This window comes from Vibrio sp. PNB23_22_6, assembly GCF_052877535.1.
In genome coordinates this window covers 1-13,865 of the sequence record NZ_JBNFXP010000021.1, presented here as the reverse complement: position 1 = coordinate 13,865, position 13,865 = coordinate 1, and the positions used below count along the sequence as shown (strand labels likewise).

Below are 13,865 nucleotides of genomic sequence, written 5' to 3'. Positions count from 1 at the left end.
GAATGGATGTGTAATAGTATTTATTTATAAAATTTGCGTCGCAGAATGAATGTACTTCACTCGGTGTTTTTCTTCATGATCCGCTATGTGTCTAGTTATTCCTTGTGGATTGTATTGTTAAATACGGAGAGAAGGTATCTTCTGTGGCGTAAGTGCAATCTACTTTGCAATGGCTCAAGTTTTAAATAACGAATTTGGTCGCGTGGTTCTACCCGTTGGTGAAAAACGCATTAAGCCAATCGTTGCTGCTGAGCAAGCCGCCGCGTCATTAATCTAGCATTCAATACAAAAGAAAAGGGTTAGCGATTTGCTAACCCTTTTAAACTCCGCTTTCCGGACCACTGTTTTTTCTTATTTACCCGCCCACTCATTGGGGGAGGATGTAAGCTGAAGCATTAGGTAGATGGTTGTTCTACCGTTTCTGTTATATCGCTCGTTGCGGTTGGCGCTTTGCCTGTCCTACGTTTGTACTTCTCTTCCCAGTAATCGGCACCCTTAATGCCGAGTGCGACAGGGTTGAAAGTGTACTCTGTCACACCGCGTTTTTGTTGCTCTTCGTAATCTGCCAATGCTTTTAGCGCAGGCTTCGACATAAAGAAGATGATCAAGATGCCGATGATGTTCAACCATGCCATTAAGCCTACACCTACATCACCCATTGCCCAAGCAAGGTTTGCCGTCTTAACGGTACCGTAGAATACGGCCGTGATAAGAGTGATCTTCAGGAAGAACATCAGACCGTTCACTTTGAACGTACGACGGATGTAAGCAATGTTCGTTTCTGCAATGTAGTAGTACGCCAGAATCGTAGTGAAAGCGAAGAAGAATAGGGCAATCGCGATGAATGGCTTACCAACGCCTGGTAGGGCGCTTTCAATCGCCATCTGCGTAAATACAGGACCATTCGCACCGATATCCGCTGGAAGGTTTTGTACCAGAAACGCACCTTCTACCGCGCCCTGTACGTTGTATGCGCCAGTGATAAGAATCATGAATGCCGTCGCTGAACATACTAGCAGTGTATCAATGTAGATAGAGAATGACTGCACGAGACCTTGTTGAGCGGGGTGATCAACATTTGCAGCCGCTGCTGCATGAGGGCCAGTACCTTGGCCTGCTTCGTTTGAGTAAACTCCTCGTTTCACACCCCAACCGATAGCAGCACCAATACCCGCCATTGGAGTAAACGCATCACCCAGAATCATAGCGAAGATTCGTGGCACCTCACTGATGTTGAGAAGAATGATAATAAACGCTGTGATGATGTAAGCCAGCGCCATGAAAGGAACGACAACTTGTGTAAAGTTTGCAATTCGTTTTACGCCACCAAAGATGATGAAGGCAAGAATGACACAAACAAACGTACCAGTGAAAATTTTAGCGAAACTGAAGGTACCAATAGCGGTTTCAATCATGTCACCTGAGCCGAAAGCGGCTTCTACTGCATTACCAATACTGTTCGACTGAACACCTGGAAGTAGAACACCACATGCAAAGATGGTTGCGATCGCGAAGATCCACGCGTACCACTTCTGACCCATCGCTTTCTCGATGTAGTAAGCCGGGCCGCCACGGAACTCGCCTTCATCTTCTTCTTTATAGATTTGTGCCAGTGTCGATTCAGCGTATGCGGTTGCAGCGCCAAAGAAGGCAACGACCCACATCCAGAATACTGCACCTGGACCACCAAAACCGATAGCCGCAGCAACACCAGCGATATTACCTGTACCTACACGGCCAGATAGTGAGACAGCAAGTGCCTGAAATGATGAAATCCCTTTTTCTGAGCTTTTGCCTGAAAGCAGTAAGCGCCACATTTCGAAGAAGTGACGAATTTGCACAAAACGTGTCATGATCGAGTAGAACAAACCAGCGCCAAGACACAGATAGATCAGTACCGGGCTCCAGATAATTCCATTCAGAAAATCAACTAATGACTGCATGAGTATTTTCCCTGTTTGTTGTGTTTGTGGTTGTTTTGCGCACGCAACAATACCCTTTCTGTAAATCAAATGTTAATTTTTTTGACTGGGAATTCTTGGTAGCGTGATGGTGGACACAGAATGGAAAAGTATCATTAAAATCGGGTTATTGGTACGTATTTGAGAGTTTTCTCATTGATATGGCCGACTGTTGACTGAATATTCAGAGCTTCATGATGAAGGAGTATAGTGGCAATTGAAAGTTGTATGTTTGGCTTACAATGAAACTGATGGAGTAATAAACTTTATTCTAAGCATTGAGCGTTTAGGCATAGCGGCTCAAATTCAATTCTGCATGATTCGCTATCTTGGCTTTCGCCCCAATCATGATGTCGGCAAGTATCTGGCCCGAACCACAAGCCATGGTCCATCCTAAGGTGCCATGCCCAGTGTTAGTGAATAAATTGCAGTATGGCGTTGAGCCAATGATAGGTGTCCCATCTGGCGTCATTGGACGAAAACCGGTCCAAAACTCTGCTTGGGTGAAATCACCACTTTGCGGGAATAGGTCTCGAATGACCATCTCAATGGTGTTCTTTCTCTTCTGTGGCAAGGATGGATCAAAGCCGGCAAGTTCGGCGGTTCCAGCGACGCGAATGCGATCATCAAAACGCGTCATCGCGACTTTGTAGGTTTCATCCATCACGGTAGAGCGAGGTGAAAATTGCGGGCTTTCAATCGGCACCGTTAAGGAATAGCCCTTTACTGGGTAGACAGGGATATGAATATCAAGCTGCTTGAGAAGAGCGGTTGAATAGCTACCTGAAGCGAGAACAAATTGGTCAGCTTTAAACAAACCACGGTTCGTTTGGACACCCATGATCTTTTTGCCTACAGTAACCCAATTACTTACCTCGGTATTGAACTCAAACCCTACCCCGTGAGCTTTTGCGAGCGCTGTCAGCTGCTGGCAGAACAGGAAGCAGTCACCCGTTTCGTCGTTTGGTAGAGACAATCCGCCAACCAGTTTTTCTTTCACCAACGCTAAGCCCGGCTCTTGTTGGATGCACTCTTCGACATTCATCAATTGAAAGTGAGTACCACTTTGTTCAAGTAATTTAAGGTCTTTGTCTATGCCGTCGAGTTGTTGCTGAGAGCGAAAAACTTGCAGAGTCCCGAGCTGACGACCTTGATATTCGATAGCGTGCTCGCGACGCAGTTGCTCCAAACAAACGCGGCTATGATTGGCGATCGATAACATACGCGCTTTGTTGGTTTGATAACGAGACAGGGTGCAGTTGGACACCATTTGAGTTGCCCAACGAATAAGCTCAGGACTTAGCGATGGCTTAATTTTTAGTGGCGCGTGCTCTTCCGTTAGCCACTTGATCGCTTTGAGTGGAATACCCGGCGCAGCCCAAGGCGAGGAGTAACCGTAAGATATTTGCCCGGCGTTGGCGAAACTGGTTTCCATCGCGCTATCAGGTTGGCGGTCGATCACGGTGACTTGATAGCCGACTTGAGTTAAATACCAAGCCGAAGTCAAACCGATAACACCACTACCCAATACGATGACTTCCATTGATATGCTCCACACATTTTCGATGTGGCGCAGTTTGTCTTCTTTACCTTTTATTAACAATCGATATAAATTACAGCCAGCGTTTAGAAAAACTATAGGCTAAAAGATGAAAAGCAGTGTTGTAAGCGGATTATGGCTGTTTAGCCAAGTGGCGGAACATAGCAGTTTTACCCGTGCAGCCAAGGCATTGCACTTAACCACTGGTGCGATAAGCCAACAAATCATTCAGTTAGAAGAGTTGCTTGGTTTTACTTTGTTTGAACGCCACTCACGTGGTATTACGCTCACAACAAAGGGAGGGCTGCTATTTCAAACGGCACAATTTCACTTTTCTGAACTGAAGAATACGTTGGAAGAGTTGCAAACTGAAACGCTCAACAACGAAATTCGTCTTAAGTTGACGCCATCCTTCGCCTTTAAATGGCTCGTGCCGAGGCTAGAAAGCTTCCACCTTGAAAACCCCGATTTGCAGATACAAATCTTTGCGGAATGGGCGCTCGTGAACAGTGCTCAGAAAGACTACGATGTGGCGATAGATTACGGTCTTCATCCATACCGAGATAAGAGTGCGGAGTTGATCCTCGACGAACAGCTTCTGCCTGTTATGAGCCCCAAATACCTTGAAGATCATGGCTGGCTAAATGCGTCCAAAGTGAAGGTGGAACGGTGGCAGGAAATCACGCTCTTACATGATGCTATGCCGTGGGATAAAGCGGCGCGAGATTATGAATGGCTGTATTGGGCATCCGTGATGGGACTGGATATTAAAACCGACGTAGGGCACTTTTTTAATCGAACCGATATGGCGATGTCGGCGGCTGAGGCAGGGGTTGGGATCGCCATGGCACGAATGGCGCTGGTGGAAGATGAGCTAGAAACTGGCCGTTTAGTTTCGCCTTTTAAACCTATCGAAGCTAACGCTGGTTACTATCTGATCATCAACACAGAAAGTGAGCCTACGGAACGTTTTAGACGCTGGTTAGTGCAGCAAATCGTACCTAAATAAAAACCGCCTCAGCTGAGACGGTTTTGGGCAGAGATGAGTTTAGCGCTGATAAACGGTTTCACGCACCGCTTTGGTTAGTGAGATAAAGTCTGTGCGAGGGTGTCCAAGCACATAATCGGCGTGCCAATCTCCCCAATAGAATGTGTGTATTGGGAACAGTGAAGGAAAGATACCGAGTTCAGCGAAACGATCGATTTGATCTTGGCAAATAGTTTGGCCTGAATTAAGACAGGGCGCCGGTCTCTTTTACCGAGTCTCTTATTCGCATTTTCTACGGCATCAATAAATTGCCCAATCGCAGCATCGCCATTTGAATGGGTGAGCACTTGCCAGTCATTTTTGAATGCGGCCTCTACGTATTGATATGCTCTATTAAGGGGTTGATAAGTCTTAATTTAGCTCATATTGGCAAGTTATCATCTACATTGGTGAAAAGTTTCAGTTAACGCTGGGTGAAAATCTCGCTTTTAGTACTCAAAATCGGATTACCCCCCTATGTTCTCTTTTTGAACCCAAACGGACTGTGACCGGTAGCAATTTTCTTTGCTGAAAAAATCGGCAATATAAAGGATAACCATTCACTTAAGTTTGTTCAGGGAAGACACATGAAAGACGAAACACTCTCAATTCATTTTGGTTACGAAACGGATCCCACGACGAAATCTGTCGCCACCCCAATTTATCAGACGGTTGCTTATGAGTTTGATAATGCTCAGCATGGTGCTGATCTTTTTAACTTGGAAGTGCCAGGTAATATCTACACTCGTATCATGAACCCGACCAATGATGTATTGGAAAAGCGCATGGCAGCGTTAGAAGGCGGTATAGCGGGTTTGGTCGTGAGTGCGGGCAGTGCTGCGATTAACTATGCGATTTTAACGTTAGCTCAAGTGGGCGACAACATTGTGTCTACCCCTCAGTTGTACGGTGGTACCTACACTTTATTTGCTCATATGTTGCCAAACCAAGGCATTGAAGTGCGCTTCGCGAAGGACGATAAGCCGGAGAGCTTGGCTGAGCTTATCGATGAGAATACCAAAGCGGTATACTGCGAAAGTATCGGTAATCCAGCAGGAAATATTATCGATTTAGAGCGTGTAGCGGAACTTGCACATGCGCAAGGTGTCCCTGTGATAGTTGATAATACCGTGGCGACGCCAGTGTTGTGTAAACCGATCGAGTTTGGTGCAGATATCGTCGTTCATTCACTGACTAAGTATGTCGGTGGTCATGGCACCACATTGGGGGGCATCATCATTGATTCGGGTAAATTCCCATGGTCAGAGCATAAAACTCGCTTCCCGGTATTTAACCAACCTGAGCCTTCATACCACGGTGTGATCTATACCGAAGCATTTGGTGACGCGGCGTTTATTGGTCGCGCGAGAACGGTACCACTACGCAATACTGGTTCAGCATTATCGCCAATGAATGCATTTATGTTGATGCAAGGGCTAGAAACCCTATCACTCCGTATGGAGCGTCACACAGAAAACGCACTAAAAGTTGCCCAGTATTTGAGCCAGCATGAAAAAGTAAGTTGGGTGAGCTATGCTGGTTTACCTACCTCTGAGCATTACCCTCTCGCAGAAAAATACATGCAAGGCAAACCCTCGGCGATTCTCTCGTTTGGCTTGAAAGATGGCTATGAAGCATGCGTGCGTTTTTATGATGCACTGAAGATCTTTAAGCGCTTAGTCAATATTGGAGATGCGAAGTCGTTGGCTTGCCATCCTGCCTCCACGACTCATCGTCAGTTAAATGAAGCCGAACAGAAACAAGCAGGGGTCTCACCAGAGATGATTCGCTTGTCGGTAGGGATCGAGCATATCGACGATATTTTAGCCGACTTAGAACAGGCGCTGAGCGCTTAATATCAAAGACAAATTCGCTTTTGGTCACCCATAGGCTAATTGCAATTGCGTCTGTATGGTCTTGACTTACTTTGTTTATTGCTTTTGGGGTTGCCATGTTCCAAATGCGTTTGATGATTTGCTGATCATATCTTATGAAAAACTACCGTCTTCCTGACTATGCTTACAAAATAGTCAGGAGGGAGGAGTGCGCATGTCGTATGTGTTTCATCGTCATTGCCACGCACAGTTGCCAATCATCGATCGTGGGGAAGGCGTTTACCTGTTTGATAAGCAAGGAAGAGCCTATTTGGATGCTTGCGGTGGAGCCGCGGTATCAAACCTTGGTCACAGTCATCAGGCGGTTAAGCAAGCGATGTTGGCTCAAATTGAGCGTGTGCCTTTTGCTCATACGGGATTTTTTACCTGTGAGAATAGTGAGCGACTGGCCGAACTGATATGCAGGCGAATGTCAGACCAATTCAATCATGTTTATTTGGTCAGTGGGGGCTCAGAAGCGGTGGAATCCGCGTTGAAGATGGCACGTCAGTACTTTGTCGAGCGAGGTCTGTCAGAAAAAAGCCAGTTTATTGCACGCCAGCAAAGTTACCACGGCAATACCCTAGGTGCCTTGGCGGTGGGTGGCAATAAATGGCGGCGTGAACCATTCAAAAACATCTTACAACCGAGCCACCACATTGCACCTTGTTATGCTTATCGTCATCAACAAAGTAGTGAATCGGAATGGGAATATTCACTGCGCGCAGCCAATGAGTTAGAAGCGAAAATCTTAGAGCTAGGCGCTGAGAATGTGATGGCATTTGTTGTAGAGCCGATCGTAGGAGCGACAGCTGGGGCAGTGCCGGCTACTCAAGGCTATTTCCGACGTATTCGAGAAATTTGCGACAAATACGATGTGCTACTGATCATGGATGAAGTGATGTGCGGCGTCGGGCGAAGCGGGCATTTTTTTGCTTTTGAACAAGAGGAAGCGGAACCTGATTTAGTTTGCATGGCGAAAGGGTTGGGGGCGGGCTATCAACCGATAGGCGCAGTCGTTGCGAATGACAAGGTGTACCAAGCGATAGAATCGGGAAGTGGCTTCTTTCAACATGGTCACACATTTATGGCTCACCCGGTTGCTTGTGCCGCGGCCGTTGCGACCATCGAAACCATTGAGCAGCAAGCGTTGCTTCAGGCCGTGCGTCAACAAGGTGCGAGGTTACGTCAAGATCTTGAATACGCATTAACGGGTTTGCCGTTCGTCGGTGACATTCGCGGTAAAGGATTATTTATTGGCATTGAGCTGGTGGCGGACAAAGAGAGCAAAGCACCGCTGAAGGTATCAACATTGGCAGACAAAAAACTGAAACAGCAGGCGATGGAAAACGGCTTAATGTGTTACCCCATGGCAGGCACGATTGATGGCGTGAACGGGCATCATGTTTTGCTTGCTCCTCCTTTTATCATCCAACCTAATCACATTGATGAGTTAGTCACAAAGCTTGCTCGCACCCTTAAGGAGGTTTCGAGAGAATGGTAATGGAGCGCAAATTCGATCGAGAGCGTATCGCGATAATTGTCGCCCCGAATGGCGCTAGGAAAACCAAGCAAGACCATCCCCACTTGCCAATGACCATTGAAGAAATGGTGACAGAGGCACTCGAATGCCTATCCGCAGGGGCTGCCATGATCCATTTGCATGCTAGGGATTCTAAGGGGAATCACACTCTTGAAATTGAAGATAACCTCAACATATATCACACAGTAAAAAAGTCGGTAGGAGATAAGATGCTGGTGCAACTTACTACTGAAGCGGTGGGGATGTATACGGCACAACAGCAAATGGCACTCATTAAGGTTGTAAAGCCAGAGGCGGCATCTTTTGCTTTGCGGGAGCTTATCCCCGAAACAGACAGCGAATCACAAGGCGCTGAGTTCTTTCATTGGGTGGCAGAGCAAGGAATATTGAGCCAAATCATTCTTTATGATCAGGCCGATATCGAGCGTTTCTTCCTACTGCGTGAAAAAGGTGTACTACCCAAATACCATCAACATGGACTCGTTGTATTGGGTCGATATCACAAAGCGCAGCAGTCCTCGCCTTGGGATTTACGATCGTTAAAGTTGGAACGCTTTGTTGAAGAGAAAATACGTTGCGCGGTGTGTGCGTTTGGCGCAAAAGAGCAGGATTGCTTAACCAGTGCGATGCTGCTTGGCTTGGATGTCAGAATTGGATTTGAGAACAATCATTTAAGTGCAAATGGTGAGGTAGCAAAGAACAATGCTGCTCAAGTGCAGAGATTGAGGACGATCAGTGAAATGCTCAATATTCCGTTGTGTGATGCGAGCGCGCTTTGGGAAGCGATTGAAGCGCCCTAAACGAAGAAAGGCTCCAATCGGAGCCTTTTAAATTTCAGCAATTAATTTTCTATTTGCGGTGCTGGTTGACGTGCTGGGTGCTTGATAAACACCGCCACAATCGCTGCAATTGCAAGCGCAAAACAGTAGTAAGAGTTTGCGACGACTTCAAGCGGAGATAGGTTAAATACTGAGCCTAGCAGTAGCACCTGTGCGCCGTAAGGCAAAACACCTTGAATGACACATGAGAAAATATCCAACAAGCTTGCAGAGCGACGTGGTGATACGTTGTTCTCTTCTGCCAGTTGGCGAGCCACACTGCCAGAAACAATGATGGCGACCGTGTTGTTTGCCGTACAGGTGTTTACCATCGACACGAGACCTGCAATGCCCAGTTCACTTGCGCGGCCGTTTGCTTCTTTAGAGTGACTTGAGCCAAATGAGCGGATAATGCTGCTTACCAAGTTCGTTAGGAAGGCGAGACCACCTTGACGACGCATTAGCTCACTCAAACCACCAATCAGCATTGATAGTAAAAAGATCTCCTGCATGCTACCAAAGCCTGAATAAATATCTTGAGCAAAGTTGGTTAGGCCATAGTTATCAATAGAAGACAAACTTACGCCGCCGGCAAGAACGATACCAATTGTCAGAACCACAAATACGTTCATCCCCGATACCGCTAGGATAAGAATCGTTATGTACGGCAGTACTTTTAGCCACTCAATAGGACCCGTTTCCGGAACTTGAGTTGCTGTACTGTTGAAAGCGAAGATCACTAGTGCACCTAATGCAGCAGGTAAAGCAATGCGGATGTTCTCTTTAAATTTATCCTTCATTTGACAGCCTTGTGAACGCGTAGCCGCGATCGTCGTATCAGAGATGATGGAGAGGTTATCACCAAACATCGCCCCACTCAGAACCACGCCTGCGGTTAAAGGAAGACTCATGCCTGCAGATTGTGCGATGCCTAGCGCAACAGGTGCTACCGCCGCAATTGTACCCATTGAAGTACCCATCGCCGTCGCAATGAATGCCGAAATCAGGAATATACCCGGCAAGATCATGCTAGTTGGTATTGCAGACAGGCCAAGGTTTACGGTTGCATCCACACCGCCAGAGGCTTTTGCCACTGCGGCAAAAGCGCCAGCAAGCAGGTAGATCATACACATGGCGATGATGTCTTGATTACCTACGCCACGCATAAAATGTTCGATTGAGCGATTGAGTTTGTCTTTGCTTAACAGGATGGCAAGGACGATAGCAGGTAAGGCTGCTATTGGGGCCGGTAACTGATAAAACGCGAAGTCAACCCCTTGCAAAGACAGGTAAGTGCCTACCCCGATAAATAGCGCGAGGAAGACGACTAAAGGTAGAAGTGCGACTGCCGATGGTGCAATTGCTTTATTCGTATTTTTGGAACCAGACATGGAACGACAACATAATCAATAATAAAGGCAAGCAGACTAATCGGACACTAGCTACTTGTCAATGTATAGACGTCTAAATGGCTAGGTGTTTTTGGTCGGCAAAATCAGTTCAACGGCCCACTAAAACATTTTATTTGAGTCAGGGGCCGTCATTATTGTTGTTATGTTAAAGCGGGTTAAGATTTTTTACGCTTTAATACAGCAATAAGCATCAGTGAGAACAGAAGTGCTGCAATTACCCAAACGACATATCGGTGCTCTGCATAAAAATGTGTGATCAGACCCAAGTGCTCAAATGCCACATTAATGAGTAAACTGAACGTGGCAACCCAAATGGTGCTAGCAAGCGCATTACCGAGTAAGAACTCTTTACGGGACATTTTGGCTATACCACAAGCGAGCGGCATAAACTGCTTCATCCCCTCGATAAATCGGCTCACCACCAAGCATATGGGACCGTAATGTATGATTGCGGATTGAAGCTTTTGCATTTTTGGCCCTGAGATATAGCCTTTTTTATCTAACCAACCTTCGAAATAATAACCGATCAGGTAACCACAGGTATTCCCCAAAAAGCAACTGAGCCAAGAGATTGTCATCACCAGACTTAGGTTCATGGCGTGCTCTGAAGAGAGAATAGAAGCCGCAATCATTAATGATTGACCAGGCATTGGAATGCCAATCCCCTCAAGAAAGATACTGACGATAAGTGCGAGGTAACCGTACTGCTCTAGCACCGGTTTCATCGAGAGAAGCAGGTCGTTAATATGTTCCAAAAGCTTTCCCCAGTTAAAGATGGAGCGAAATTGGAGTGATACTCCTGTTATTTTTGAGGGTCAATCCTTGCAGTTTAGCTAAGGAAAAACCTAGCACTACCTTGATAAATGTGGTGATAAAGTATTCAAAGGAAAGAATAGCTGTTGGTTTTGACTCAAGCCAGCGGCGTTCTTGTAATTCTTTCGACGACAGGTTAACAGAGCCGTCATTTGCAATTCCGGTAATGGTACGAGAACTAAACTTATGATGGTTATCGAGCGTTATGAAACTGAGGAAAAGGGCTTGATAATAGGGAGCTGTGTCCATCATACCAAACGCGTTAGTTTTGCAGACTTTGCAGGAGATAAAGGGGAAGCTCCTTGTTTGTTGGTCGTTTTCAGTGATCTTTTTATTTCACAATGAGCTGAAACTAGGTATCTGTTTTTTTTTTTGGGGGGGGGGGGGGGGCAGAAAAGCTAAAAACACATTTTTTTAATGTGTAGGCTCGTATGTGAAGTACCGTTTTTCAGTACAAACAGCCCAATAAGCGATTGGATAAATACAAAAAGGCCGCTAACTCGAGAGTTAGCGGCCTTTCCAAACGTTGCTGGTGTAAGTTGAATCTGTGTTTTATGTCATTGTTATTGTTTAATTAATGTCGATTTGATTTTTTGTTGTGTACCTGCTGGTGTACCCATTGGTTTTTGTTACCTCGATTTTTCTCATTTTTAAGCGTTTTTCTGAGCGTCCCTCACTTTCACGGTAAGATTGCACAAACAACTTTTAGGTTGTTAAAAGATGCCTTGACAACTTAAAAGTTGTTATCGGACTTATATACAACTAATATGTTGTTACTGGCATTTGGTACAACTCTTTGGTTGTCTGGTGGGAAGAATGAAAAGCTTAGAAGAAATCTCAACCGTGCTCACTGAGCAGCGCAGAAAACTCGGTATTGAGCAAAAAGACATGTACATGCGAATCGGCATGAAGCAGCAACAGTATCAGCGCATAGAAGCGGGGAGCGACGTGAAGTTATCGACCTTGCTTAGAGTGTTGGAAGGACTTGATTTGGAACTTTCTATCTCGTCGAAGCAAAGCAAAGGGCATACCGTTCCAACAGAGCGTGCTTTTGAAAGTCAGAGTCAAGAACCTAAAGGTGAGTCGCTGCACGACGATGAGGATGATCTTGGGTTTTGGTTTGGTTCTGAGGATAAATGATGAGTAAGCAGATAGAAAAGGTGGAAGGCCTTAAGATTCAGCTTCATGGTATCGATGTTGCTGTGATAGCCCATTATGCTGGTGGCAAAAATATACTGACCTTCAACCCTGACTTTGCCGCAATGCCTGATGAACTGCGCCCAGTTTTTACTCTGAGGCAGATGCTTGACCCTACTTATTTGAACAAGCCGCAGATTAGAACCGATAAGATCCCTCCAGTCCTTTCCAATCTATTACCTGAGGGAGTATTAAGAGAACTGACGGCGAAAGCGCTTCGTTGCCACATCAACAATGAGTTTTCAATTCTTGCCTATCTTGGCTCCAACTTGCCGGGGGCAGTCATTGCCAAGCCGATTAAAGCGGGCGATGTACCCGTTTGGGCATTGGAGCAGCGTTTGTCGACAGAGCCCCAGCAAATAGATGTTAAACATGCTAACACCAAGTTCTCTCTAGCTGGCGTACAGATGAAGTTCTCGTCATCTCATGTGGATGGTCGTTACCATATTGATCAGGAAATATCTGAAGACATGTGGATTATCAAGACGCCGTCAACCGTCCACAAAGGTGTACCTGTTAATGAGTATAGCTGCATGAAATTGGCGGCGGCGGCGGGGGCTGACATTCCTGAAGTGCGATTAATTGAGCTTAGTGAACTAGAGGGCTTGCCGAGTATTAGGTTGCCAGATGAGCAGTATGCCTACGGTATTAAACGGTTTGATCGCAGTAGTTCCGGTCGTATTCATACCGAAGACTTTGCTCAGGTCTTTGGCCTCTATCCTGCAGACAAGTACCAACGAGTCAATTATGAACAACTCGGCAACGTGCTGTATCGAACCAGTGCAGAGCGGTTGAAGGACATTCAACAAATGGCAAGAAGGCTGCTTATCAATATCTTGCTCGGTAACGGTGATGCTCATTTAAAAAACTGGACGCTCATTTATAGCGATAGGCAATCTCCACGCTTGTCTCCGCTTTATGATGTGGTGTTTACCACACCCTATATCGAACACGATAGCCTTGCTCTTAACATGTCGGGTACTAAACAGTGGTTTGAAATTACGATGGAGCACTTTAAAACGTGGTCAGAGAAAGTGGGGGTGTCATGGGTTGCTATTAAGCCTCATTTACTGGATGTGATGAGCAAAGCTCGAGAGCAGTGGCCTCACTTGTTGGAAGACCTTCCGATGATTGATGAACACCAAGAAGCCTTAAAGCAGCATTGGCAGCAATTGCATGACGACTTCGCAATTTAACTAGGTGGTCTGTGAGCCTTTGACGGAACTGCTAATCATGGTGCTGACATCATGATGAAATTACACCTGTTGATTCAGCTTTATTGGAATGAAAGATTAATATTTGATGAGTAAGTTATTAAAGTTAAAGAAATTTTTTACGCTGGAAGAAGCGGCGCGACATCTCAGTAGTTCACTAGAGGAAGAAGTGACAAAGGTGGACATTTATAACCTTGCTCTGGAGGGGCACCTTACTGTGTCTGTGCGTTTTCAGGGTGTGTTTGTAATGTCACCAGGTAGAGTTTTTGAAGATGCCGCAGAAGATGCATCTCCTGAAATAACTATTTGTAAGGGGATGGCTGTCGGTGAAGACCTGCAAGAACCATACACCGTATCTAAAATGTCAGGCTATCCCATGTCACTTAGAGTGAATAGCCACCAAATCAGTAGACACTCTTTAACTTGATTTCATATTGCTTTTCATACTCTACTGGCGACAACTGAT

The 13,865-nt window shown here is 45.8% G+C and carries 12 protein-coding genes and 2 pseudogenes; 8 read left to right on the top strand and 6 right to left on the bottom strand.

The window, feature by feature from the left end:
* Positions 1-130: 130 nt before the first annotated feature.
* Positions 131-277, top strand: a pseudogene (locus tag ACVA54_RS15320) (acetate uptake transporter); the annotation flags it as partial.
* A gap of 118 nt (positions 278-395) precedes the next feature.
* Here ACVA54_RS15320 and ACVA54_RS15315 read toward each other — a convergent pair.
* Positions 396-1,943: an alanine/glycine:cation symporter family protein gene (locus tag ACVA54_RS15315; protein ID WP_099080601.1), complete on the bottom strand. Its 1,548-nt coding sequence runs from the start codon at positions 1,941-1,943 to the stop codon at positions 396-398.
* A gap of 304 nt (positions 1,944-2,247) precedes the next feature.
* Positions 2,248-3,504: a D-amino acid dehydrogenase gene (locus tag ACVA54_RS15310; protein ID WP_446649726.1), complete on the bottom strand. Its 1,257-nt coding sequence runs from the start codon at positions 3,502-3,504 to the stop codon at positions 2,248-2,250.
* A 106-nt stretch (positions 3,505-3,610) separates the two neighbouring features.
* On the opposite strand from ACVA54_RS15310, the gene ACVA54_RS15305 reads away from it, so the two are divergent.
* Positions 3,611-4,510 carry a LysR substrate-binding domain-containing protein gene (locus ACVA54_RS15305; RefSeq protein ID WP_446617614.1) on the top strand — a complete coding sequence of 300 codons (900 nt, stop codon included), beginning with the start codon at positions 3,611-3,613 and terminating at the stop codon, positions 4,508-4,510.
* Between the two features lie 57 nt (positions 4,511-4,567).
* Here the strand turns inward: ACVA54_RS15305 and ACVA54_RS15300 are convergent.
* Positions 4,568-4,881: pseudogene (locus ACVA54_RS15300) on the bottom strand (amidohydrolase family protein); the annotation flags it as partial.
* A 234-nt stretch (positions 4,882-5,115) separates the two neighbouring features.
* On the opposite strand from ACVA54_RS15300, the gene ACVA54_RS15295 reads away from it, so the two are divergent.
* The 3 genes from ACVA54_RS15295 to ACVA54_RS15285 all read left to right on the top strand — a co-directional run bounded on the left by ACVA54_RS15295 (position 5,116) and on the right by ACVA54_RS15285 (position 8,745).
* A complete protein-coding gene (locus ACVA54_RS15295; RefSeq protein WP_446649725.1) occupies positions 5,116-6,384 on the top strand; it encodes an O-acetylhomoserine aminocarboxypropyltransferase/cysteine synthase family protein in 1,269 nt (422 codons plus the stop codon).
* Between the two features lie 193 nt (positions 6,385-6,577).
* Positions 6,578-7,906, top strand: a complete 1,329-nt coding sequence (locus ACVA54_RS15290; RefSeq protein WP_446617612.1) for an aspartate aminotransferase family protein — start codon at positions 6,578-6,580, stop codon at positions 7,904-7,906.
* Positions 7,900-8,745, top strand: coding sequence for a 3-keto-5-aminohexanoate cleavage protein (locus ACVA54_RS15285; RefSeq protein WP_099080596.1), 846 nt, complete (start codon positions 7,900-7,902; stop codon positions 8,743-8,745). The genes ACVA54_RS15290 and ACVA54_RS15285 overlap by 7 nt, the downstream gene beginning before the upstream one ends.
* A 41-nt stretch (positions 8,746-8,786) precedes the next feature.
* Here ACVA54_RS15285 and ACVA54_RS15280 read toward each other — a convergent pair whose 3' ends face one another.
* The 3 genes from ACVA54_RS15280 to ACVA54_RS15270 form a co-directional block, all read right to left on the bottom strand.
* Positions 8,787-10,154: a Na+/H+ antiporter NhaC family protein gene (locus tag ACVA54_RS15280; RefSeq protein ID WP_099080595.1), complete on the bottom strand. Its 1,368-nt coding sequence runs from the start codon at positions 10,152-10,154 to the stop codon at positions 8,787-8,789.
* A gap of 176 nt (positions 10,155-10,330) precedes the next feature.
* Positions 10,331-10,930 (bottom strand): DedA family protein, encoded by a 600-nt coding sequence (locus ACVA54_RS15275; RefSeq protein WP_446581364.1) that lies wholly within the window; start codon positions 10,928-10,930, stop codon positions 10,331-10,333.
* Positions 10,931-10,943: 13 nt separating this feature from the next.
* Positions 10,944-11,240, bottom strand: a complete 297-nt coding sequence (locus ACVA54_RS15270) for a hypothetical protein (RefSeq protein ID WP_119464590.1) — start codon at positions 11,238-11,240, stop codon at positions 10,944-10,946.
* 564 nt (positions 11,241-11,804) lie between these two features.
* On the opposite strand from ACVA54_RS15270, the gene ACVA54_RS15265 reads away from it, so the two are divergent.
* From ACVA54_RS15265 to ACVA54_RS15255, 3 genes are all read left to right on the top strand, one after another.
* Positions 11,805-12,128 (top strand): helix-turn-helix domain-containing protein, encoded by a 324-nt coding sequence (locus tag ACVA54_RS15265; protein ID WP_446640150.1) that lies wholly within the window; start codon positions 11,805-11,807, stop codon positions 12,126-12,128.
* Positions 12,128-13,381 carry a type II toxin-antitoxin system HipA family toxin gene (locus ACVA54_RS15260; RefSeq protein ID WP_446640149.1) on the top strand — a complete coding sequence of 418 codons (1,254 nt, stop codon included), beginning with the start codon at positions 12,128-12,130 and terminating at the stop codon, positions 13,379-13,381. Before ACVA54_RS15265 ends, ACVA54_RS15260 begins: the two co-directional genes overlap by 1 nt.
* Positions 13,382-13,487: 106 nt before the next feature.
* Positions 13,488-13,826 carry a hypothetical protein gene (locus ACVA54_RS15255; RefSeq protein WP_446649724.1) on the top strand — a complete coding sequence of 113 codons (339 nt, stop codon included), beginning with the start codon at positions 13,488-13,490 and terminating at the stop codon, positions 13,824-13,826.
* Positions 13,827-13,865 lie beyond the last annotated feature (39 nt).